Origin of the sequence: Shewanella sp. Isolate11, from assembly GCF_022398315.1 — a bacterium.
Lineage (GTDB): Bacteria > Pseudomonadota > Gammaproteobacteria > Enterobacterales > Shewanellaceae > Shewanella.
In genome coordinates, this window is the sequence record NZ_JAKEVF010000004.1 from 24,541 (window position 1) to 45,957 (window position 21,417).

Below are 21,417 nucleotides of genomic sequence, written 5' to 3' on the forward strand. Positions count from 1 at the left end.
TAATGTGTTAAAAGAGGCTATCTCTTATCCTATAAACCGTAATGAGAGTATCAGGCTTGTTCAAGTCACTGATCCTCACCTGTTTGCCGATCCTGAAGCACAGCTTTTGGGTGTTAATACCGCGCACAGTTTAGCAGCTGTTTTGAACACCATTCAGGCGATCGATTATCCAGCTGATTTCATGTTAGCCACTGGCGATATCAGTCAAGATTACTCTAGTGAATCCTATCAAAATTTTGTTAAAGCCATCGCCCCATTGCAGCTGCCTTGTCACTACCTTCCTGGGAATCATGATGACCCAAGGATCATGCATTTACATATGCAAGGGCCGAAGATTTATGGTGATAGACGCATTTTGGCTGGCAACTGGCAGATCATCATGTTGGACTCTACTGTCAGGGGAAAACCCGGTGGCAATATGGCCGAAGATGAGATGCTATTAATTGAGGCGGCAGTTGCTGCTGAGCCCGATAAAAACACGCTGTTGGTGATGCATCACAATCCAATTCAGGTTGACTGTAAATGGTTGGATCAACACTCCATGGATAACGGTAGTGATTTTCTTGCTCGTGTTGGCCAGCTTCCGCAAGTTAAAGGCTTGCTTTGGGGGCATGTACATCAGAGCTTAGATAGCACTTATTCGACCGAATTGGGTCAACTACAGCTGATGGCAACGCCTTCGACTTGTATTCAGTTTAAGCCTAAGTCCCCCTATTTTGCGTTAGATGCAAAGCAACCTGGTTATCGCCTACTCGAGCTGAAAGCCGATGGCAGCATTTTAACCAATGTGTATCGAGTTCCTGGCAACAAATTTGCCCCGGATCATGAGTCAAAAGGCTATTAAGATTACTTGAGGTTATTGCTCTGTTGTCGTTTGTTTGGAATTAGTGATTAAACTCCTATCCCAGTAAAGCTTTATTTGGTGAATTGTGTCGCCAGTGTTAGCATCTCATTAATCGCAGCGTTAGATTATGTCTCCCCCTGTTATTTATATAGAGTTACCTGCGAAAAATTGGTGATAATACTAATGATATTCGCCGAGTTGCCCAATTGGAAAATAATCGTTATCGAGGGAATATGCTGCTCTATATCCATGGTTTTAATAGTTCGCCCCAATCAGATAAAGGGGTGATTACAGCCGAATATATAGCGCGTCATTTTCCACAGATTGCTTTTTTTCAACCCCAGCTTCCTAGTACTCCCAAAGCCGCGATGGCGTCATTGATTGATTTGGTTGAGCGCGAGAAAGCCAAAGGGGAGTCTCTTAATTTTATCGGTTCTTCACTCGGTGGCTATTTTGCTAGTTACTTAGTCGAAACTTATGGTGGTAAAGCCGTATTAATTAATCCCGCCGTTAAGCCTTTTGAACTTTTTGATGAGTTTATCGGGCAGCAATATAATCCCTATACCGATGAAACTTATCAGGTATTGCCCGAACATAAAAATGATGTGGCGAAATTTGATACTCAAGTGATTATCAATCCGGATCGTTTTTTTGTATTGCTGCAGTCGGGCGATGAAGTGCTTGATTATAAGCAAGCAGTGAATAAATACCATTGTTGTCAGCTGCTCGTAGAAGCGGGTGGTGACCATAGTTTTGCTGGTTATGAACAACAGTTGGATAGGATCTGTCAGTTCCTGTTTCTTGACAAATAGACATGTAGGGCCGCAACATGGCCTGAATAACTATATAAATTGTGTGCTATGACGAATCAATATACCTCAGATGCAATTGAAGTTTTAAATGGACTCGACCCAGTAAAACGCAGACCCGGTATGTATACCGATACCACACGTCCTAATCATTTAGGCCAAGAGGTTATCGATAACAGTGTCGATGAGGCGTTAGCAGGCCATGCCACTAGAATAGATGTTATTTTACATAAAGATAACTCTCTTGAAGTCATCGATGATGGTAGAGGTATGCCCGTGGATATTCACCCTGAAGAGGGGATTCCTGGGGTCGAACTGATCTTAACTAAACTGCATGCCGGCGGTAAGTTTTCTAATGATAACTACCAATTCTCTGGCGGTTTGCATGGTGTTGGTATTTCGGTGGTTAACGCGCTGTCTAATCGGGTTGAGATAACCGTTAGACGTAACGGCCAAGTGTACGATATGGCCTTCGAGCATGGTGATAAAGTCACCGACCTTGAGGTTACTGGTACTTGTGGTCGACGCAATACCGGTACGCGGGTTCACTTTTGGCCCACTGCCAGCTACTTCGATTCAGTCAATTTCTCCATTCCTAAACTTGTCTATCTACTACGTGCCAAAGCCGTTTTGTGTCCTGGTTTACGCATTAAATTCGTTAATAAGCAATCGGGTGAAACTGAAGAGTGGTTTTATGAAAGTGGCCTAACCGATTACTTACAAGCCTCGGTGAACGGCGCCGAAATGTTGCCCAAAGAGCCTTTTATCGGCAGCATGAAGGGGAATGCAGAAGCGGTCGATTGGGCAATCACTTGGTTACCTGAAGGTGGTGACTATCTTAATGAAAGTTACGTTAACCTTATTCCAACTCCGCTGGGTGGTACCCATGTTAATGGTTTCCGGCAGGGCTTGCTGGAGTCGATGCGAGAGTTCTGCGAGTTTCGAAATCTGATCCCTCGAGGCATTAAATTATCGCCAGAAGATATTTGGGATCGCAGCAGCTTTATTCTATCGATTAAGATGCAAGACCCACAATTTGCCGGACAAACCAAAGAGAAACTTTCTAGTCGTCAAAGTGCGGCATTTGTTTCTGGCATAGTGCGTGATGCTTTCAGTCTGTGGCTCAATACCCATACTGACCAAGCCGAAGCTTTGGCCGAAATGTGTATTAATAACGCCCAGAAACGGTTGAAAGCAGCCAAGAAAGTGGCGCGCAAAAAAATCACCTCTGGACCTGCATTACCTGGCAAGTTGACCGACTGTAGTGGTCAAGACCCTATGCGCGGCGAGCTATTTTTGGTCGAGGGTGACTCGGCAGGCGGGAGTGCAAAACAGGCGCGAGATCGTGAGTTTCAGGCGATTATGCCGCTGCGTGGTAAGATTTTAAACACTTGGGAAGTGGATGCTTCACAGGTGTTGGCTTCTCAAGAAGTCCATGATATTTCGGTTGCCATCGGTTGCGATCCTGATAGCAGTGATATCTCTGAGCTGCGCTATGGCAAGATTTGTATTTTAGCCGATGCTGATTCTGATGGACTACATATTGCGACGCTGCTGTGTGCATTATTTATGAAGCACTATAAAGTGTTGGTCGAAAAGGGTCATATTTATGTCGCCATGCCGCCACTGTTCAGAATCGACGTGGGTAAAGAGGTCTTTTATGCTCTCGACGAAGAAGAGAAACAGGGGATTTTAGATAGGATTAAAGCCGAAAATAAGAAAGGCAAGGTGCAAGTGACACGCTTTAAAGGTTTGGGTGAAATGAACCCATTACAATTGCGTGAAACCACGATGGACCCCAATACTCGACGTTTAGTCCAGCTTACTATCGATGATGCCGATGATACTATGGCGTTGATGGATATGTTGTTGGCGAAAAAGCGTTCAGGCGATAGAAAAACTTGGTTAGAAACCAAAGGTGATTTGGCACAAATATAAATTCGATTTAATTTTTAAAACTGTGGTACGACTCAATAATATGAATTATAAAGCAATGAGTTATAAGTTTGCGTTAACGTTGTCTATATTGGTCTCAAGCGTGATTTCGGCTGGTGCACAAGCAGATCAGCCGCTGATGATCACTGTGACTAAAGGTTTTGGCTTGACGTTATATGCTTCCGATTTAGGCGATGCTAGACAGATGGCTCTGGGTGAGAAGGGCACGCTGTTTGTGGGCTCCTATAAATCCGGTACGATCCAGGCTTTGGTTGATAGTAATAACGACGGGCGAGTCGATAAGCGTTATGTCGTTGCCAAAGGCTTAGAGTATCCAGAGGCGCTAGCTTACTATAAAGGCGATCTTTACGTTGCTGAACAGGAACGTATTTTACGTTTTAACGATGTCGAAAGTCGTCTGCGTCGTCAGGGACGAGGTAAAGAGGTTTATGACCGTTTACCAGCCAAGGCAAACAAGAGCCGCCGTGCAATGCGTTTTGGACCCGATGGTCGCCTCTATGTCGCTATTGGGGCACCTTGTAATGTGTGCGAACCCCAAGCACCATTTGGCAGTATTATTGCTATTGATATCGATACCGGTAATAGCGAGCAGATAGCGACAGGCATTCGCACTGTCTCAGGTTTCGACTGGTCACCGATAGATAATAAATTGTGGTTTGCCGATTCTGGGCGAGATTGGATGGGAGACCGTCTTCCACCAGACGAAATTAATCGTATCGATAGCACTGGGGCGCATTACGGCTTCCCTTATATTCATGCTACTAGTGTCTTAGAGCCCGCTTACGAGAAACCCAAAGGCTTGAAAGTTGACTTGCCAGAATTTGAGTTGCCGGCTCACGTCGCTCCAACGGGACTGCAGTTTTATCGTGGTAACGTTTTTCCTGAAAAGTATCAACAGCAGATGTTTGTAGCCGAAAATGGTTCTTGGAACCGTTCCAGTAAAATTGGCTATCAAGTGACCATGTTGACCGTCGAAGAAAACAAGGTGACTAAGCGTCAAACTGTGGTGAGTTTCTTAGATGGCGAATTTCCGGTGGCGAGACCTTATGCATTAATCATGGCTCCCGATGGCGCCATGTACATATCAGATGATTTAAAAGGCAATATTTACCGCTTGTATTACAAGGGGGATGGTGCCGATGAGAGTGAATAACAGGACCCTAATCAATGAGTGATGCGATAGATTTAAGCCTTGATGGCGTCGAACAGATGCCGCTGAGACGTTTCACCGAGGATGCTTATCTTAACTATTCAATGTACGTCATCATGGATCGTGCATTGCCTCATATCGGAGATGGTCTAAAACCCGTTCAGCGACGTATTATTTATGCGATGAGCGAGCTGGGACTCTCTGCACAGTCGAAGCATAAGAAGTCGGCACGTACCGTTGGTGATGTGTTAGGTAAATATCATCCCCATGGTGACAGCGCTTGTTACGAAGCTATGGTGTTGATGGCTCAGCCATTCTCTTACCGCTATCCATTGGTTGATGGTCAAGGTAACTGGGGTGCTCCAGACGACCCTAAATCATTTGCTGCAATGCGTTACACCGAAGCGCGCTTGTCTAAATTTTCAGAAATTCTACTCACTGAGCTTGGCCAAGGCACTGTGGATTGGGGCGTTAACTTTGACGGAACCATGAAAGAGCCGCTGGTTTTACCTGCTCGTCTGCCACATATTCTGCTTAATGGTATTACTGGTATTGCTGTCGGTATGGCGACCGATGTGCCGCCCCATAATGCGCGTGAACTCGTCGATGCCTGTATCGAGCTGCTAGATAATCCAAAAACTGAGCTAGACCGGATTATGGAGTTGGTGCCAGGGCCTGATTATCCAACTGAAGCGGAAATCATTACGCCTAAAGCCGATATCGAAAAAATCTATAGCACGGGTCGTGGCTCGATTAAAGCACGAGCAGTTTATAGTGTAGAGGCGGGAGAAATCGTAATTACCGCACTGCCACATCAAGCTAGTAGCGGTAAGATTTTAGAGCAGATCGCCGCGCAGATGCAGGCAAAAAAACTGCCAATGGTCGTGGACTTACGTGATGAGTCTGATCATGAAAGTCCTGTGCGTATGGTGATTGTGCCGCGCTCTAATCGTGTCGATTGTGAGCAGTTAATGGCGCATCTGTTTGCCACCACAGACCTAGAAAAGAACTTCCGGGTTAATTTAAACGTATTAGGTCTCAATGGTCGCCCACAAGTCAAAGGCTTAAAGCAGCTACTGACAGAGTGGTTAGAGTTCCGTTTAACCACGGTTAGACGTCGTTTGGAATATCGTCTCGATAAGGTATTAGCAAGACTACATATTCTCGATGCCTTGATGATTGCCTTCCTCAATATCGATGAAGTGATTGAGATCATCCGTTACAACGATGATCCTAAAGCCGAACTGATGTCGCGCTTTAATCTTAGTGACGAACAAGCCAATGCCATTCTCGACCTTAAACTCCGCCACTTAGCTAAGTTGGAAGAGTTTAAGATCAAGGCAGAGCAGAGTGAACTTGAAGAGGAGCGGGAGAAGTTAGAGCTACTATTAAGTTCAGATCGACGTATGAAGACCTTGATCAAGAAAGAACTTAAGCAAGATGCTGAAACCTATGGTGATGATAGACGTTCGCCATTAATCGAGCGCAGTGAATCCCGCGCCCTAAGCGAGCAAGAATTAGTACCAGCAGAAGCGGTTACCGTTGTACTGTCAGAGAAAGGTTGGGTACGTTGTGCCAAAGGGCATGATATCGACCCTACCGCGCTTTCCTATAAAGCAGGCGATAGTTACCTTTGTTCGGCTTCAGGTCGAAGCAATCAGCCCACGGTATTTATCGGTAGTACAGGGCGCGCCTTTGCGACAGATACTCATAGTTTACCGTCGGCGCGGAGTCAGGGTGAGCCGCTTACTACCCGATTCCAGTTATCGGCGGGAGAGACCATTGAGCATGCGCTGATGGGAGAGGATGGCCAATGCTATCTACTTGCTTCCGATGCGGGATATGGTTTTATTGGCGATTACAAAGATATGGTTTCGCGTAATAAGGCGGGTAAAGCTTTATTGAGTTTGCCGCAAAACGCTAAGGTGTTAGTGCCTCAACGTGTCGATAAGTCTCGTAGTGAATCGATATTAGCGATCACCAACGAAGGGCGTATGTTGCTGTTCTCGGTTGACGCTTTACCTCAGTTGGCTAAAGGTAAGGGCAACAAGGTGATTGGTATACCAACTGAACGGGCTAAGAGCCGTGAAGAATTGCTTATTCACTTACATGTTGTACCCGAAGGAACTGCTGTCACTTTATGGGCTGGTAAGCGTAAGCTTACCCTTAAAGCCAGTGACTTAGAGCATTACCGAGGTGAACGTGGTCGTCGAGGTGCCAAGTTACCTCGTGGCTTACAGCGGGTCGATAAAGTTGAACTGGGTGGCGATGAAGCGGTGCTCTAGTATAAGGGGTCTAGCTAGATAATTGACCAGAGAGTTACAAGTGGTCAATGTTGAGAGAATAAAAAAGCTGCATTAAGCAGCTTTTTTATTGGGAAAAACAGTTTGAGTTAAAGTCGAATTATCTAGAAATGACGGTTAAGCGACTTCGTAAAAGTTAGGCGTGACATCTAAACGAGCCTGAATGATTTCATTGGCCATACGGCTACATTTACCACACTGGTTACCCACACCTAGACGCTGCTTTACAGCTGCTAGACTGGTATCACCCTGATCTACCGCTTCTTTTATCTGGGTATCTGTGATGGCATGACATAAGCAAACGTACATTCTTTTACTCTCTCAATTTCGATGTTTGAGAGTATAAATGATAATGATTCGCACTGCCAATAACTCTGAGTTATAAGATGCTGCTTTTCTCTCTTATGTGAGCTATTAAAAACTGTGACAAGCTCTATATTTACTCGACTTTATCGATCACCGTTGCCTTTTCACTCACTCTTACCCTAGAGTGCTAGTAACCTCGCTCGAAGTTGACTTGGTTACTTAACGGCTCATGATTAAGCAGTTTGTGATAATTATTTGCGAAAATCTCCACCACTTGTTCAGGAAAACTCGGGGCAGCGATATGAGGCGTAATAATCACATTATTGAGTGACCAAATTGGGTGTTCTTGTGGCAGAGGCTCTTGGTTGAATACATCCAAAATCGCATGCTGTTCAGGATTAGTATGTAACTGTTGAAATAGAGCATCGAGGTCAAGCACATCGCCTCGGCCCATATTAAACAGCACCGCATTTTGTTTCATTAGGCTTAAAGTTTGTGCATCTAATATGCCTCTAGTTTCAGGGGTGCTTGGTAAAATAGTGGCAATGGCATCCGCCTGAGCGATATGGCTGGGAAGATTGGCCAATCGGTCAACATGATCGAATCCGATAGTAGGTTTAGCACCACGATTAATTCCGGTCACATGCATACCAAAGTGCTTAGCCGTTTTGGCAATATGTTGTGCGATACTGCCAGTTCCCAGCAGTAATAATTGTTGTCCTTGAAGGGTTTTGAAACTGCCTGGGCGCCAAATTTTTTCGGCCTGTTGCGACTTATACTTTTGATGTTCGCGCTTGTGAGCGAGCAGATAACCAAACAGATATTCACTCATTAAAGGGCCGAAAATTCCTTTTACATTAGTTAGCAAGTAATCGCGGCGCAGACGAGGCTTAACTAAAGGATCTACACCCGCATAGGTTGATTGCATCCAAACCATGTTTCTAGCGTGGCCAATTAAAGGAGCGGCAAGCGGAGGCTCTGCAAGCCAAATATCAGCACTTAAAATACTTTTTGGATCGTCTCCCAGTAATTTAATTTGGGGTAAGTGGCAAGAAGCGAGTAATTCGCGGTACTTGTCATTATCACTAGTGAGCAGCAGCAGCTTGTGTTCCATGGAGGCTCCTTGTTGCTTTTATTATCCATCTCTTTCAAATACAGTTTAACCGAAGATTATCCTAAAGCGCATCTTTAGATAAAATCGGAGAAAATAGTTATTTGTTAAGTTATTACGGGGTTGGATGAGGGGTTAGCTGGTTGAGTTCAAAGCTGACTGATTTGCTTGATCTGCTGCAGGCTCTTATCTGGATAATTACTAAAAATACCATCGACGCCCATAGCTGCTAACATTGCGATGTCCTGTGGATTATCGACTGTGTAGACAAATACTTTGATACCGCGTTGATGGGCATCGTCGATAATTTCTTGAGTTAAAAAGCTTAGGCTTAAATGTAATGAGTAGGCCCGCAATCGAGAGGCCAGCGCTGCACCATCATCGGGAATCCCTTCGATAAGTGGTGCGACCAATGCTTGGGGAAACTGCTGTTTTACTTCTCTAATAAAGCCATGGTTGAAAGAAGAGATGATAAGCTGTTGTGGCTTATAATCCAGTTGGCTTAACACCTTGGGATATAATTCGATAAAAGCGGCTAAGGAAGCCATGCCTTTTAATTCTATATTCACCACAGGCTGATAGGGTTTTAAATAGACCAGTAGCTCCCAAAGCTTAGGTATCGGCTCTCCCTCAACATTTATGGTCGATAGGTAGGCTTGGCTGACTGACTCAATTAACCCTACGCCTGAGCTTTTTCCATCGAGGCGTCTGTCATGGAAAACATAAAGTTCCCCTTCGACATTATGCACGTCGAGTTCGATAGCCGTGATACCCAAGGCGATCGCTTTTTTCATGGCGGCGAGGGTGTTTTCTGGTGCATAGCCGCTGGCACCGCGATGGGCAAATACTTGCATCAGCTTCTAATCAATCCTTGTGTGTCTTTGCCTTGCCCTCCTTTGATGTGAACTTCTAATTGTGGGAAGGCGAGCTCTAAACCATTTTCTTTGAGTTTCTTACTGACTTTATTATGCAGTGCATGGCGCAGCGGCCAGCGAGCGCTCATGTCTTTAGCGTAAGCGCGGATCTCATAATCTTGAGTATGCTTCCCGAAGCCTGCAAACCAGACTTCAGGCTCGGGAGTCGTGAGGGCTTCTTCACTCTCTTGTACCGCTTGGTAAAGCACTGCTTCAACTTTAGCGGGATCAGAATCTCTAGCTACAGAGACATAGACGATGACTCTAGTAATAGGATCGGACAGTGACCAGTTGATTAACTGCTCGGTAATAAAGGCCTTGTTGGGCACAATGATCTCTTTTCTGTCCCAATCGACAATTGTGGTGGCACGAATTTGAATTTTACTTACAGTACCGGTGAGATCGCGGATGGTCACTGTGTCACCGATACGCACAGGCTTTTCAAATAAGATGATCAAACCTGAGATGAAATTAGCAAAAATCTCTTGTAGGCCAAAACCTAAACCAACAGAAAGTGCTGCCACTAACCATTGTAGTTTTGACCATTCCATGCCCAAAGTAGAGAAACCGCCGAGCATACCGAAAAAGACCACCAAATAACGGCTAACGGTCGTGACTGCAAACCCGGTGCCTTGGGACAACTCTAGTCGCTGCAGGATCATAAGTTCTAACAAGCCCGGCAAGTTGGTGGCTATCATCAGCGAGAAGCCGACGATGATTAGCCCTAACAGTAATGATTTCAGCGTGATCGGCAAAGGCTGGGCAATACCGTCGATGACGGTCGAACTTGTCCATAGGGTGATGCCATCTAAGAAGGAGAAAATCGCACTATGGGTTTGAGTCCACAGTCCGATGAGGCTGATTAAAAAGGCTAAGGTCAGCAAAGAACGAACCAGACCCAGTGACTGACTTGAGATCGTTTCCAAGTCAACTTCGGGCTCTTCGTAGGTGTCGCCTTCACTGCCGATACTTTCTCCCTCTTTTTCACGTTGGGCGATGATCTCGGCCCGTTTCGCCTTGGCGCGGTTAAAGGCAATTCGTCGACGTTCTATCAGCATCCATCGTTTGATTAACAGGTAAAGCAACATAAAGCTCAGCCATAAAATAAGTGACAGCTGGAGTTGCAGTAGCATTTGGAATGCCGTGTAGTAATAACCCCTGAAGGCGAGAATGGCACAGGCAGGAGGAAGTATCAGCAACACTGCCCATAACACTTTCTGTAATAGGCGCTTGTTCTTATCGTCTTGATGATAATGGCGCTCTTTCTTGGCCAGCTGCAAAATATCTTTGTAAAACCAGAACAGCATGATGGCGAATAGGATAAAGGCGCCACGTCCTAAGCTGTTCCGTATCATCGAGGCTTCCATAACCTCGGTAAAGCTGACTATACCGATGAAAGGCACAGTCATGACGGTAAAGTGTTTGAGGCGCTCCTGGGTGGCATGGATCAGTTGTGCATCGCCTTTAAAATGGCCAATTAAGATGCCGTTATCTAGTGACAGCAGATAAGTGACTCGATGTAACCAATACAAGGCGCCAATGGTCATCATGGCCATTCCCACGGCAGAGACAATATCTTGCTTTGAGAGGTAAAAAATGATGCCGGCCATGATCAAGGGTAGCGGTTTGATCGCACTGTAAAGCAGAGAGGTGATAAGTGCAGAGAAAGTATAAATAAATTTATCTTGGGTCACCTTGCCGACAAAGCTCATATTGTGAGCCATAGTGCGGTGGAATATAGGTGTGATTAAGTCCTGTAATACCAAACACAGTACCATTAAAATAACCCAAGTTGCCCATAACGATCCCTGTGCATCGAAGGAATCATGTAATTGTTGCCAGGGGGCTTGGGTCACCAGCCAATGGCTACTTTGCAATAAATCGCTAAACCAGAAGCTATCGATACTGTTGGCATTTGCTACCCAGAAAAGGTGTTCATTAAGTGTGGTTTTGAGGGTGCGATATTGCTGATTAAGTTGCTCATACAGCACCCTTAATTCAGCGAGCTCACCGATATAAAGATCATAGTTTTCCAGTAACTGGCGTTGCAGCTTTTGCTGTGACTCTAAAAGCTTGCTTTGTAATTGAGTAGGCTCAGTTTGACCATCGGCAGTACTGGCGGCTAGTGCCTGATCTTGTTCAAGTTGATAACGCGCTAATCTGGCATTGGCAATTTGGCTGCTGACATCATCTTGATTCGGTGGTTTTGGCAGCGACGATAAGATACGTAAAAAACGTTCGCCAAAGGCGGAGTTTAATTTTACTAAGGCGATTTGTTGTTGGATATTGGTTAGCTGTTTTGCCTGAAATTGGTATTGAATTTCAGCTTGTTCCTGCTGTGTTGCCACCTGTGCCATATCATAGGTGAGTTGTTGTAATTGTTCACTGTATGTCTGGTTTTGTTGATTGATCTTGATGGCTTGCAGATCGTCGGTAATCAGTGAGTCGATTTGACTTTCTGCAATCGTAGCGGCTGTAGTTTTGTGGCGCTTGAGGGAAATGGCACTATTTAACTCTTCGATCAGTCGTTCTTGTTGCAGCAGTTGACGTCTGACTAGATTAAGCTGTTGCTGACTTAACGCGATCTGTTTTTGACTGCTGGCAAGTTCAGTTTCTAAGGTTGATAAGGTTTGTAGCGACAGCTTATTTTGCGCATCAGTTAGTCGGGTATCTTTGTCGTTGCCGGCCTTTTTAAGCTGTGCGACAGATTGATTGGCCTGAGTGATCAGGGAAGGTAACTGACGTTGGCGCTTAATCAGTTCATTAGTCTGCTGGCTGAGGTTCGATTCGGTTTCTTTGAGCTTGGCAAGACTAGTGGATGCCTGTGCAGATTGTTGTTCGATGTTTTGCTTAGCATCCCAGCTGAGTGGCTTAGCGGCATTTTCTAACTGGGTATTGAGTTTCTGTTTCTGGGTGGAATATTGATGCAGAACCGCCTCAAATCGCTTCTGAAGTGTGATTTGTTGTTCAAGTTGTTCATTAAGCCATTGCAGTTGCTCTTCGGTGGACTTTTCGACCACAGCTTGAGATTCGCCAAGGCCGAGGCGCTTATTTATCGATAAGGGGGAATTAGCACTGACAGTGAAAGATAAGCAGCATAAAAAAACGAGCAAAATACGAGACATAGAGGATTTAATCGCATTGATGCGTGAGTTAACAAATATAATATACCAATTTCTAAAATGATGTGAGTTTTTGAGGTACTCGTCTTCAGTTTTCCTAGGCTAAATAGTTGAAAATGAGACAATGCTCAGTCACCTATCCGAGAGCAGGTATTTACTTGTTAGCGCGGTGAGCTTTATGACTGCGCTGGGTTTCGTAAATGGCGGTGATCACCACTAAAGAGCCGCCAATCACAGTTTTCAATGCCAACTGCTCACCCAATAAGATTAATGCGAGCAAAGCGCCGTAGAGTGGCTGTAAACAGGATACTAAGCTGACGGTTTTTGCACTCAGTTGTCTCAGCGCCGAAGTAAATAGCGCGTGAGGTGCGGCGGTAAAGACAACGCCTAGCAGAATAATTAGCCACCAAACATGGCTGTCAATACTGTCGATTTCCGCTTGTTGCCAAGGCAAAAGCACCAGTACGGTAACAGCGGTTTGATACAGCATTGCCTGAGCGCCGCTATATTCGGTGAAATAGCGTTTATGGAGTAAGTTGCGTGCGGTAAACAGCATCGCAGATAAAATTCCCACCACAATTCCTAAGGTCACATCATTACCCAAGGTGGCTTCAGGAATTAACAGACTGACACCCACTAAAACCATCACTCCGCAGAGCAGATCGGTTCGCTGGATACGACTACCGGTAAACAGGGGCTCGACTAATACTGTCATTACCGGATAGGTAAAAAATGCGATCATACCGATAGCGACAGATGAAAGTTGCATCGAAGCGAAGTAGGTGACCCAATGTAGGCTGACGATAACGCCCAATCCTAGGGCGACGAAATAATCTCGTTGACTGTTGAGACGTAATTTCGATCCTGTAGCTTTAACCAATAAAGCTAAGATCACAGCAGCAACGCAGCAGCGTAGCAAGGTAATGTCGAGTGCGCTGAGTGGGATTAATTTAGAAAACAGTGCCGTACCACCAAAAAGCAGTACGGCAATATGTAGTTCGATTAATCCTGAACGCTGAGAATTCAAGGTTGGTTTAATCTATCTTAGCGAAGGCTTGACCCATACGAGTCACTGCCTTGGGTTCAACACCATCGGCAAAATCTTCGATAGCATCTTTTGCAAATAGCATGACCACAGTGCTGCCCAATTTAAAGCGACCCATTTCGTCACCTTTATCGAGTGTCAGCGCATCAGGCCCTTCAGTTGGGTAATCCCAAGTAAAGACTTTTTTCCCCGTAGGAGGAGTGACAGTGCCTGCCCAAACAGTTTCAATACTGGCAACAATCGTTGCGCCGACTAATACCATTGCCATTGGACCAATTTCAGTTTCAAAAATGGCTACAACACGCTCATTGCGGGCAAACAGGCCTGGCACATTTTCGGCTGTTAATGGGTTAACTGAAAACAGCTCGCCCGGCACATAGGTCATCTTTGACAGCGTACCTTTCACTGGCATGTGGATGCGATGATAATCTTTAGGCGCTAAATAGATTGTGGCAAAATCGCCGCCTTCAAAACGCTTGGCGTCATCACTTTGATCGCCTAACAGTGCTAGTGCCGAGTAATCATGGCCTTTAGCCTGGAAGATTCGTCCTTCTCTGATGGGGCCACATTGGCTGACGGCACCATCGACAGGATGAACAATATAGTCATCATCTTGGCATAATGGACGAATACCAGGTTTGAGTGCACGGGTAAAAAATGCATTGAAGCTAGTATAAGCTTCTGGATTACTTTGAGCCGCTTCGCTCATATCGATTTTATACTGCTTAATAAACCATTTGATGACGCTGGTGGTCACTAGGCCAAGTTCAGCTGCCGCCAATTTACCGACTAGTCTCGATAATAAATGCTTAGGTAGCAGGTATTGCAAGGCAATTTTCAGTTTGTCCACGTTTTGTTTCCTTCAAATACAATATGCAATTTTTATTAGTCGTTATCATTTCTGAAATGACGTGCATGACGCTGTTCATCGAGACTGTCGATGATGCGATGATAGTTGTTATATCTGTCTTCGGCTATTTTGCCATCTTCATAAGCGGCAGTAATAGCACAACCGGGATCATTTTTATGTTTGCAATCCCTAAACTTACAAGTACCTATGTAATCTCTAAATTCGACAAAGCACCAGCCAACCCTTTCTGCGGGTAGATGCCATAAGGCAAACTCTCGAACTCCTGGTGAGTCAACTAAGTCACCGCCACTGGGAAAATGCAGCAGCCTAGCTGTGGTGGTGGTGTGTTGTCCAAGGCCTGAGTTTTCTGAAACATCGCCGGTAAGCAGCTCTGCGTCGGGTAATAGCGCATTAATTAACGATGATTTTCCGACACCAGACTGACCGACAAACACGCTGACTTTGTCTTTGAGTAATGCTTTGATACTGTCGACGCCACTACCGTCTAAACTACTGACTTGATAAACACGGTAGCCGATAGCTTGATAACGCTTCAGCGCCGCTTCCACTTCTGGCGCTTCTTCGGCAGTGAGTAGGTCGATTTTATTTAAAATGATCACCGGTACAATACCGGTATCTTCTGCTGCGACCAGATAGCGATCGATGATCTGAGTCGTAAAGCTAGGGACGACAGAGGATACGATTAAAATCTGATCGATATTGGCGGCAATGACTTTGATGCCGTCATATAAATCGGGACGAGACAGCGATGAATGTCTTGGGTGTACAGCTTCAACGACACCGGCAATAGTGGCAGTGGTCTCGTTAGCGAGACGAACAATCACTTTATCTCCGGTGACTAAACTTTGAATATTACGGCGAATGTTACAGCGAACCAGTTGGCCTGCTTCGGTTTCGATATCGGCATGTTGACCAAAACGGGAGATGACGGTGCCAAGTTGTTCCGGTCCTAATGAACTATCCTGTAGTTCAGTGACTGCGTCTCCTGCGTCTTTACGCTGTAAACGTTTTTCATGATTAGCACGCATACGACGGCGCTGGCCTTGGCTTAAGGGTTTCTTTTTACTCACAGTGTTGTCATCGTCAAAATAAAGGTTATTTTGTGTCGCCTAAAAAAGCAGTATGATACACGGTCTTAAATAAAAAAGCCTGAATTTAGGCAAACAGGAGTTAGAAGGCACTTATGGCTGCAGATGAAACGAATCTGATTTGGGTTGATCTAGAGATGACAGGGCTTGAGCCAAGTGTCGATAGAATTATTGAGATCGCGACTATTGTCACCGACAAAGAGCTTAATATTTTAGCCGAAGGTCCGGTGCTCGCTATCAAACAATCTGATGAGTTGTTAGCTGCAATGGATGATTGGAATCAACAACATCATGGTGCTTCTGGCTTAATCGACCGAGTTAAAGCCAGTAATATCAGTGAGCAGCAAGCGATTGAACAGACGATTGCCTTCTTATCTCAATATGTGCCTAAAGGTGTTTCACCCATGTGTGGTAACAGCATTGGACAAGATAGACGCTTTTTAAATCGCTACATGCCAGAGCTGGAAGATTATTTCCATTATCGCAATATTGATGTCAGCACAGTTAAAGAGTTGGTGAGACGCTGGCAGCCAGAAGTTATGGATGGATTTAAGAAGCAGGGTACTCATCAAGCCTTGGTCGATATCCAAGAATCCATCGCTGAATTGCAGTTCTATCGTGACAAAGTATTTAAAATTTGACCAAACGATACAATTTTTTCAAGAAGGGGTTGCAGCCGGGCGAAATTCTCCTATAATGCGGCCTCAGCTTTTCACTAGCGGTCTCGCGAAGAAGAGTTGAATAGTTTAGATGCGACATTAGCTCAGTTGGTAGAGCGATACCTTGCCAAGGTATAGGTCATCGGTTCGAACCCGATATGTCGCTCCAAAGCTTTTATAAAAAATGCGACATTAGCTCAGTTGACTCTTTGCATAGAGATAATGGGCGATACCTTACCAAGGTATTAGTCATCGGTTTTCAGTTTCGAATCCGATATGTCGCTCCAAAATTTGTAGTCACACCAAAGCTACAATATAAAAGATTTACGCGACATTAGCTCAGTTGGTAGAGCGATACCTTGCCAAGGTATAGGTCATCGGTTCGAACCCGATATGTCGCTCCAAAGCTTTTATAAAAGATGCGACATTAGCTCAGTTGACTCTTTGCATAGAGATAATGGGCGATGCCTTACCAAGGTATAGGTCATCGGTTTCAGTTTCGAACCAGGTATGTCGCTCCAAAATTTGTAGTCACTCCAAAGCTACAATATAAAAGATTTACGCGACATTAGCTCAGTTGGTAGAGCGATACCTTGCCAAGGTATAGGTCATCGGTTCGAACCCGATATGTCGCTCCAATTTTCATTTCTGCTTTGATTTTCTTTTTTGTTTCACTTTCTCCTGATTTATTCATTCCTATCTTCCATAGATGGTTACTGCTTATTGGCATTAGCTTAGTGGGCTCTTTGTTCATCAATTTTTTCTAGATATAAGTCTTCGCTGTATCGTCTTAAGCTATCGTTTTGATCGATTGTGACCTAATTGGCATTTATTTAATCTTTACTAATGTAGCTTGAGTCAAAATACATAAACTTTGACATTGTTCAAAAAAAGATTGGCTAAATACTTTCATAATAAAACCAAATTATTAGTCAGCCTCACGATACAGCATCGAATGGAGAAGAGAAGATGAGATTTCAACAGTTAAATGAACAGTTGGCGTATGTCTCAAAATGTCGCTTAGAAATAGCTAAGCTATATCGCCGTTTACATGAAGGCGTCGATTCATCTCGAGTGAAGTTGATGCTTGAATATTTACAACAGCATGAGAAAGATGTTGCTAAGAAAATCGACAACTACATTGAAGAAGCACCGACTCGTCTACTTGAGCTTTGGTATAACGATATTGTTTTTGAAGACTTTATTAAACGATGCCAAGATATTGTTATTCATGCCAATATGGATGAAGAAAGCTTGTTAGAACTCCATCTTGAACTCGACAATTGCCTTATTGGATTATTGGAAAAAACAGAAAGATCGTCGGTTCCGGGCGAAGTGAAAAGTGCATTAGCCGATCTTATTCGCGTTGAGAAGATCCAGCAGCAACGATTAGTACATAGCTATATTAGAATGGATGATATCTAATTTTCAGTTGTTTTGAAAAGCACCTTAGGGTGCTTTTTTTATGCTCAATGCTTGTGGTTTTTATCTTCAGACGGTGAAGATTTGATGGCTTTGTACAGACTCGTGGCAACTAGGGCTATGCATATAATCATTAACCCTTGCAACAATATCGGAGACTGTAATGGTGACATAACAATCGCTATCGACAGCACTAAAATGACTAATGTAAACAGTTTCATCTGTTGTCCCTGACTTTGTGCAAGATCAAACTTCCTTCAATAAGTGTAGGTTCTGATGAATCTATTTACGAATTTTGGTTCCAATATCGAATATGCTCAAACTTAACTTAAACTCGAATTAGCTTTGATGTAAGGAGACTTGCGATGTTATTCAAAGATGAACAGTTGCCTAAAGCACTTTATCGGGCGCAAACCGTAAGAGAGGCGGAGGCAAGTTATATTCATTCAGGAGAAGTTGGCCTATTTGAGTTGATTGAGCGAGCAGGGCAAGCGGCATTCGATCTTTTACAACAACTGCAGCGTAGTAGTGGCAAAGTTGCGGTGATTGCTGGGTATGGAAATAACGGCGCGGATGCTTATATCTGTGCCACTTTACTACTCGAGGCTGGTGCTAATGTCGCCCTGTTTGCCATCCCGCGCGAAGAAGTAGGTGCAGGGAACGTCCATGCAAAAGCAGCATTTATTACCGCTGGTGGCTGTTTAAGTGAAAATTTAGGTGCAGCCCTTGATGATGCAGATGTGATCGTCGAGGGGCTATTGGGCACAGGTTTTCACGGCGAGGTTACTGCTGAGTTTGCTGAGGTTATCAATGCGATTAATGCCCATCAGGCATGGACTCTGTCGCTGGATATTCCCTCAGGAATAGCTGCCGACACTGGGGCTGGATTGCTAGCGATTAAGGCCGATGCGACTTTGACTTTTGGAGCGATGAAGCAGGGGTTGATCACTGCTAAAGCGAGAGATTGTGTCGGACAATTGTGGTTTACCGATCTCGGATTAACACCGTTCTTACCCGCTAGCAATTGTTTTAATATTGCTTACCAACAATCCGATTTAGGTCTGCCGATTCGGGCAAAGCATAGTCATAAAGGTTCCTGCGGTAAGGTCACTGTGATCGGAGGTGATATTGGTATGGCCGGTGCAACCCGACTGGCTGGGGAAAGCTGTTTACGAGCTGGCGCGGGCTTGGTTTGTGTCATTTCTCGTCCGCAGCACCTTGTGGTGATTAATTCTGGCAGACCTGAGTTGATGTTTTGGGGTTGTGAGTTAGTCGATATGGAAGTTTATCAGCGCCTTGGATGGGCTGATGTTTTGTTAATTGGCCCTGGCCTTGGGAAGCAAGATTGGGGTTATAACTTGCTTAAGGCCACTGCATTGAGTGATAAGCCTTGTGTCATGGACGCCGATGCACTCAACCTGTTAGCTACAGAACCGGCAAAGCAGCATAATTGGGTACTGACTCCTCATAGTGGCGAGGCTGCGCGGTTGCTGGGAGTGAGTGTGGAGCAAATCGAACAAGATCGTTTTGCCGCTGTAAGGGCTTTGCAGCAAAAATTTGGTGGAGTGATCGTACTTAAAGGAGCTGGAAGCATTATTTATGACGGTGAGCGATGTCATGTTGCACCGGTCGGTAATCCCGGTTTGGCTAGTGGCGGTAGCGGTGATGTACTTGGTGGGATTATTGCTGCATTAATGGCACAAGGAATGTCCAACATGGATGCGGCGAGTGCTGGGGTTGTTATCCACGGTGTTGCTGCCGATATGGCTGCCAAAGACGGGGAGCGGGGTATGTTGGCTTGTGATCTGTTTCCCTTTATTCGTTTGTTAGTCGATAAGATTTAATCTTTAAGATGTAAAAAGCGTCGATGCTAGTTTAGCTAGCCCGGAGTTTGGGTTAAAGTATCTGGCTGTTATTGGAATTTTCACCTGTGGATTTTGACGAAGAAGAAATGCTGCCAGTAAAAGTTTATCTTGAAAATGAGATTGAAACCGTTAGCTTAGGAACTAAGTTAGCTCAAGCTATTCAACCGCCACTAACACTGTATTTGAGCGGAGAATTAGGCGCAGGAAAAACCACATTTAGTCGTGGCCTAATTCAAAGTTTAGGCCATAAAGGTGCGGTTAAGAGTCCAACCTATACCTTAGTGGAACCCTATGAGTTGGCCGGAATGGATATATACCATTTTGATCTTTACCGTTTAAGCGATGCCGAAGAGCTTGAGTTTATGGGGATAAGAGATTATTTCGCCGACACAAGTTTATGTATTGTTGAGTGGCCAGATAAAGGTGCGGGAATATTACCTGCCGCTGATTTATTGATTGATATTAAGTATTTGCAACAAGGAAGAGAAGTGACGTTAACAGCGCAAACACTCGCGGGTGAAACCCTGTTAACCGCAGCTAAGCTTGCAAACTGATTATTAATTGAAACCTATATGTCTGAATGACCACTGTTAATTACATGGAAGCCGTAAGATAGTTTGCCTAATAATGATAAGAATTGAATCGATAATAAGATCTATTTTGGTGCTTTTGCTGCTATGTATGCCAGCTGTTGCCCAAAGCGCAAATAAGTTAGAAGGTGTTCGAATCTGGGCTGCACCTGATTCGACGCGGGTAGTGTTTGACTTAAGTAAGCCACCTAAATACAGCGATTTTACCCTGACGAGCCCCTATCGCTTGGTGGTGGATTTTGACTCGACCGCGACTAAGTTAGATCTGGGTAAGATTGAAAACAACAGTAAACTGGTTAAGAAAGTCCGCATTTCTAAGTCTCCTTCAAAAGGTACTTTGAGGGTGGTAATTGACTTGGTTAAACCCGCTAAAGCGAATTTGTTTGCTCTATCTCCTACAGCGCCTTACGGTAACCGTTTAGTGGTTGATCTGGATGACTCTGTCAGCAATACCAAGAGCGAACCTAAGGTTCACACACAGCAAAAGCTGCGCGATGTCATTGTGGCCATCGATGCAGGGCATGGTGGTGACGATCCCGGTTCTATTGGTCCATCAGGTATTTATGAAAAGAAAATCACCTTACAGATAGCCAAAAAACTTGAGGCTAAAATTAATGCCACGCCAGGTATGAAGGCAATTATGACCCGTTCGGGAGATTACTTCGTTAACCTGAACAAGCGTTCTGAGCTTGCTCGTAGCAATAAAGCGGATTTATTAGTCTCTATTCACGCCGATGCCTTTACCAATCCTCAGCCGCAGGGGGCGTCGGTTTGGGTATTGTCGATGCGCAGGGCTAATAGTGAGATCGGTCGCTGGTTAGAGAAGAAAGAGAAACATTCTGAACTGCTCGGTGGTGCAGGCGAAATTATTCAAAATACTGATAATGAACAATATTTGGCGATGACGTTATTAGATATGTCGATGGATAGGTCGATGGCTATTAGCCATAACATCGCTGGTGATGTGCTCTCCAATTTAGGCAAGGTTACCAAATTACATAAACATCGCCCTGAGTCGGCCAGCTTTGCAGTATTAAAGTCGCCAGATATTCCTTCTATTTTGGTTGAGACGGGGTTTATCTCAAACCATAGAGAAGAGCGATTATTGACTCAACGTGAACATCAAAATCGTATTGCTTCAGCGGTTCATCGAGGAGTGTTACGTTATTTTGAAGATAATCCCCCCGTTAATACCCTAATGGCTAATAACAAAGGTGCGAGCCATAAAGTGGCAAAAGGTGAATCTTTATCTGTGATTGCGCATCGTTATCAGGTATCAATTGACAGTATCAAAAAGGCGAATAACCTCAAATCCAATACCTTACGTATCGGCCAGAAGTTAGTTATTCCCCGCGCCTAAGG

At 44.6% G+C, this 21,417-nt stretch carries 17 protein-coding genes and 5 tRNA genes; 15 read left to right on the forward strand and 7 right to left on the reverse strand.

Going from position 1 to position 21,417, the window contains the following annotated elements:
• Positions 1–4: 4 nt before the first annotated feature.
• The 5 genes from cpdA to parC all read left to right on the forward strand — a co-directional run bounded on the left by cpdA (position 5) and on the right by parC (position 7,044).
• Positions 5–844 (forward strand): 3',5'-cyclic-AMP phosphodiesterase, encoded by an 840-nt coding sequence (gene cpdA, locus L1D21_RS11120; RefSeq protein WP_239845322.1) that lies wholly within the window; start codon positions 5–7, stop codon positions 842–844.
• 233 nt (positions 845–1,077) lie between these two features.
• Positions 1,078–1,656 carry a YqiA/YcfP family alpha/beta fold hydrolase gene (locus L1D21_RS11125; RefSeq protein WP_239845323.1) on the forward strand — a complete coding sequence of 193 codons (579 nt, stop codon included), beginning with the start codon at positions 1,078–1,080 and terminating at the stop codon, positions 1,654–1,656.
• Between the two features lie 48 nt (positions 1,657–1,704).
• Positions 1,705–3,591: a DNA topoisomerase IV subunit B gene (parE, locus tag L1D21_RS11130; protein ID WP_239845324.1), complete on the forward strand. Its 1,887-nt coding sequence runs from the start codon at positions 1,705–1,707 to the stop codon at positions 3,589–3,591.
• A 136-nt stretch (positions 3,592–3,727) separates the two neighbouring features.
• Entirely contained in the window at positions 3,728–4,762 is a 1,035-nt protein-coding gene (locus tag L1D21_RS11135; RefSeq protein ID WP_239845595.1) for a PQQ-dependent sugar dehydrogenase, read from the forward strand.
• 14 nt (positions 4,763–4,776) lie between these two features.
• Positions 4,777–7,044, forward strand: coding sequence for a DNA topoisomerase IV subunit A (gene parC / locus L1D21_RS11140; RefSeq protein WP_239845325.1), 2,268 nt, complete (start codon positions 4,777–4,779; stop codon positions 7,042–7,044).
• Positions 7,045–7,179: 135 nt separating this feature from the next.
• Here the strand turns inward: parC and L1D21_RS11145 are convergent, their stop codons facing one another.
• The 7 genes from L1D21_RS11145 to rsgA form a co-directional block, all read right to left on the reverse strand.
• On the reverse strand, positions 7,180–7,371 hold the full coding sequence (locus L1D21_RS11145) for a bacterioferritin-associated ferredoxin (RefSeq protein WP_239845326.1): 192 nt from the start codon (positions 7,369–7,371) through the stop codon (positions 7,180–7,182).
• 184 nt (positions 7,372–7,555) lie between these two features.
• Positions 7,556–8,482: a D-2-hydroxyacid dehydrogenase gene (locus L1D21_RS11150; RefSeq protein WP_239845327.1), complete on the reverse strand. Its 927-nt coding sequence runs from the start codon at positions 8,480–8,482 to the stop codon at positions 7,556–7,558.
• 146 nt (positions 8,483–8,628) lie between these two features.
• Entirely contained in the window at positions 8,629–9,333 is a 705-nt protein-coding gene (locus tag L1D21_RS11155; RefSeq protein WP_239845328.1) for a glycerophosphodiester phosphodiesterase family protein, read from the reverse strand.
• The gene (locus tag L1D21_RS11160; protein WP_239845329.1) at positions 9,333–12,518 is read right to left on the reverse strand and encodes a mechanosensitive ion channel domain-containing protein; all 3,186 of its coding nucleotides are present in this window, start codon (positions 12,516–12,518) and stop codon (positions 9,333–9,335) included. The genes L1D21_RS11155 and L1D21_RS11160 overlap by 1 nt, the downstream gene beginning before the upstream one ends.
• A gap of 151 nt (positions 12,519–12,669) precedes the next feature.
• Positions 12,670–13,542, reverse strand: a complete 873-nt coding sequence (locus L1D21_RS11165) for a DMT family transporter (RefSeq protein WP_239845330.1) — start codon at positions 13,540–13,542, stop codon at positions 12,670–12,672.
• Between the two features lie 7 nt (positions 13,543–13,549).
• Positions 13,550–14,410 (reverse strand): archaetidylserine decarboxylase, encoded by an 861-nt coding sequence (gene asd, locus L1D21_RS11170; RefSeq protein ID WP_239845331.1) that lies wholly within the window; start codon positions 14,408–14,410, stop codon positions 13,550–13,552.
• Between the two features lie 35 nt (positions 14,411–14,445).
• On the reverse strand, positions 14,446–15,501 hold the full coding sequence (gene rsgA, locus L1D21_RS11175) for a small ribosomal subunit biogenesis GTPase RsgA (RefSeq protein WP_239845332.1): 1,056 nt from the start codon (positions 15,499–15,501) through the stop codon (positions 14,446–14,448).
• A 113-nt stretch (positions 15,502–15,614) separates the two neighbouring features.
• Between rsgA and orn the strand changes: the two genes are divergently transcribed.
• The 10 genes from orn (at position 15,615) to L1D21_RS11225 (ending at position 21,415) form a co-directional block, all read left to right on the forward strand.
• Complete coding sequence (gene orn, locus L1D21_RS11180; protein WP_239845333.1) at positions 15,615–16,160, forward strand: oligoribonuclease; 546 nt, start codon at positions 15,615–15,617, stop codon at positions 16,158–16,160.
• A gap of 111 nt (positions 16,161–16,271) precedes the next feature.
• A tRNA-Gly gene (locus L1D21_RS11185) sits at positions 16,272–16,347 on the forward strand.
• Between the two features lie 17 nt (positions 16,348–16,364).
• Positions 16,365–16,465 (forward strand) — tRNA-Gly (locus L1D21_RS11190).
• Between the two features lie 41 nt (positions 16,466–16,506).
• Positions 16,507–16,582, forward strand: a tRNA-Gly gene (locus tag L1D21_RS11195).
• A gap of 17 nt (positions 16,583–16,599) precedes the next feature.
• Positions 16,600–16,699: transfer RNA gene (locus tag L1D21_RS11200), tRNA-Gly, on the forward strand.
• A gap of 41 nt (positions 16,700–16,740) precedes the next feature.
• A tRNA-Gly gene (locus L1D21_RS11205) sits at positions 16,741–16,816 on the forward strand.
• 331 nt (positions 16,817–17,147) lie between these two features.
• Positions 17,148–17,603: a hypothetical protein gene (locus tag L1D21_RS11210; protein ID WP_239845334.1), complete on the forward strand. Its 456-nt coding sequence runs from the start codon at positions 17,148–17,150 to the stop codon at positions 17,601–17,603.
• A 362-nt stretch (positions 17,604–17,965) separates the two neighbouring features.
• A complete protein-coding gene (locus tag L1D21_RS11215) occupies positions 17,966–19,444 on the forward strand; it encodes an NAD(P)H-hydrate dehydratase (protein ID WP_239845335.1) in 1,479 nt (492 codons plus the stop codon).
• A gap of 107 nt (positions 19,445–19,551) precedes the next feature.
• Positions 19,552–20,019, forward strand: coding sequence for a tRNA (adenosine(37)-N6)-threonylcarbamoyltransferase complex ATPase subunit type 1 TsaE (gene tsaE, locus L1D21_RS11220; RefSeq protein WP_239845596.1), 468 nt, complete (start codon positions 19,552–19,554; stop codon positions 20,017–20,019).
• Between the two features lie 73 nt (positions 20,020–20,092).
• The gene (locus L1D21_RS11225) at positions 20,093–21,415 is read left to right on the forward strand and encodes an N-acetylmuramoyl-L-alanine amidase (protein WP_239845336.1); all 1,323 of its coding nucleotides are present in this window, start codon (positions 20,093–20,095) and stop codon (positions 21,413–21,415) included.
• Positions 21,416–21,417 lie beyond the last annotated feature (2 nt).

Coding starts and splice junctions, on each gene's coding strand:
- L1D21_RS11125 (WP_239845323.1), top strand. CDS start 1,078: ATGCTGCTCTATATCCATGGTTTTAATAGTTCGCCCCAATCAGATAAA.
- parE (WP_239845324.1), top strand. CDS start 1,705: ATGACGAATCAATATACCTCAGATGCAATTGAAGTTTTAAATGGACTC.
- L1D21_RS11135 (WP_239845595.1), top strand. CDS start 3,728: ATGATCACTGTGACTAAAGGTTTTGGCTTGACGTTATATGCTTCCGAT.
- parC (WP_239845325.1), top strand. CDS start 4,777: ATGAGTGATGCGATAGATTTAAGCCTTGATGGCGTCGAACAGATGCCG.
- L1D21_RS11145 (WP_239845326.1), bottom strand. CDS start 7,371: ATGTACGTTTGCTTATGTCATGCCATCACAGATACCCAGATAAAAGAA.
- L1D21_RS11150 (WP_239845327.1), bottom strand. CDS start 8,482: ATGGAACACAAGCTGCTGCTGCTCACTAGTGATAATGACAAGTACCGC.
- L1D21_RS11155 (WP_239845328.1), bottom strand. CDS start 9,333: ATGCAAGTATTTGCCCATCGCGGTGCCAGCGGCTATGCACCAGAAAAC.
- L1D21_RS11160 (WP_239845329.1), bottom strand. CDS start 12,518: ATGTCTCGTATTTTGCTCGTTTTTTTATGCTGCTTATCTTTCACTGTC.
- orn (WP_239845333.1), top strand. CDS start 15,615: ATGGCTGCAGATGAAACGAATCTGATTTGGGTTGATCTAGAGATGACA.
- L1D21_RS11210 (WP_239845334.1), top strand. CDS start 17,148: ATGAGATTTCAACAGTTAAATGAACAGTTGGCGTATGTCTCAAAATGT.
- L1D21_RS11215 (WP_239845335.1), top strand. CDS start 17,966: ATGTTATTCAAAGATGAACAGTTGCCTAAAGCACTTTATCGGGCGCAA.
- tsaE (WP_239845596.1), top strand. CDS start 19,552: ATGCTGCCAGTAAAAGTTTATCTTGAAAATGAGATTGAAACCGTTAGC.
- L1D21_RS11225 (WP_239845336.1), top strand. CDS start 20,093: ATGATAAGAATTGAATCGATAATAAGATCTATTTTGGTGCTTTTGCTG.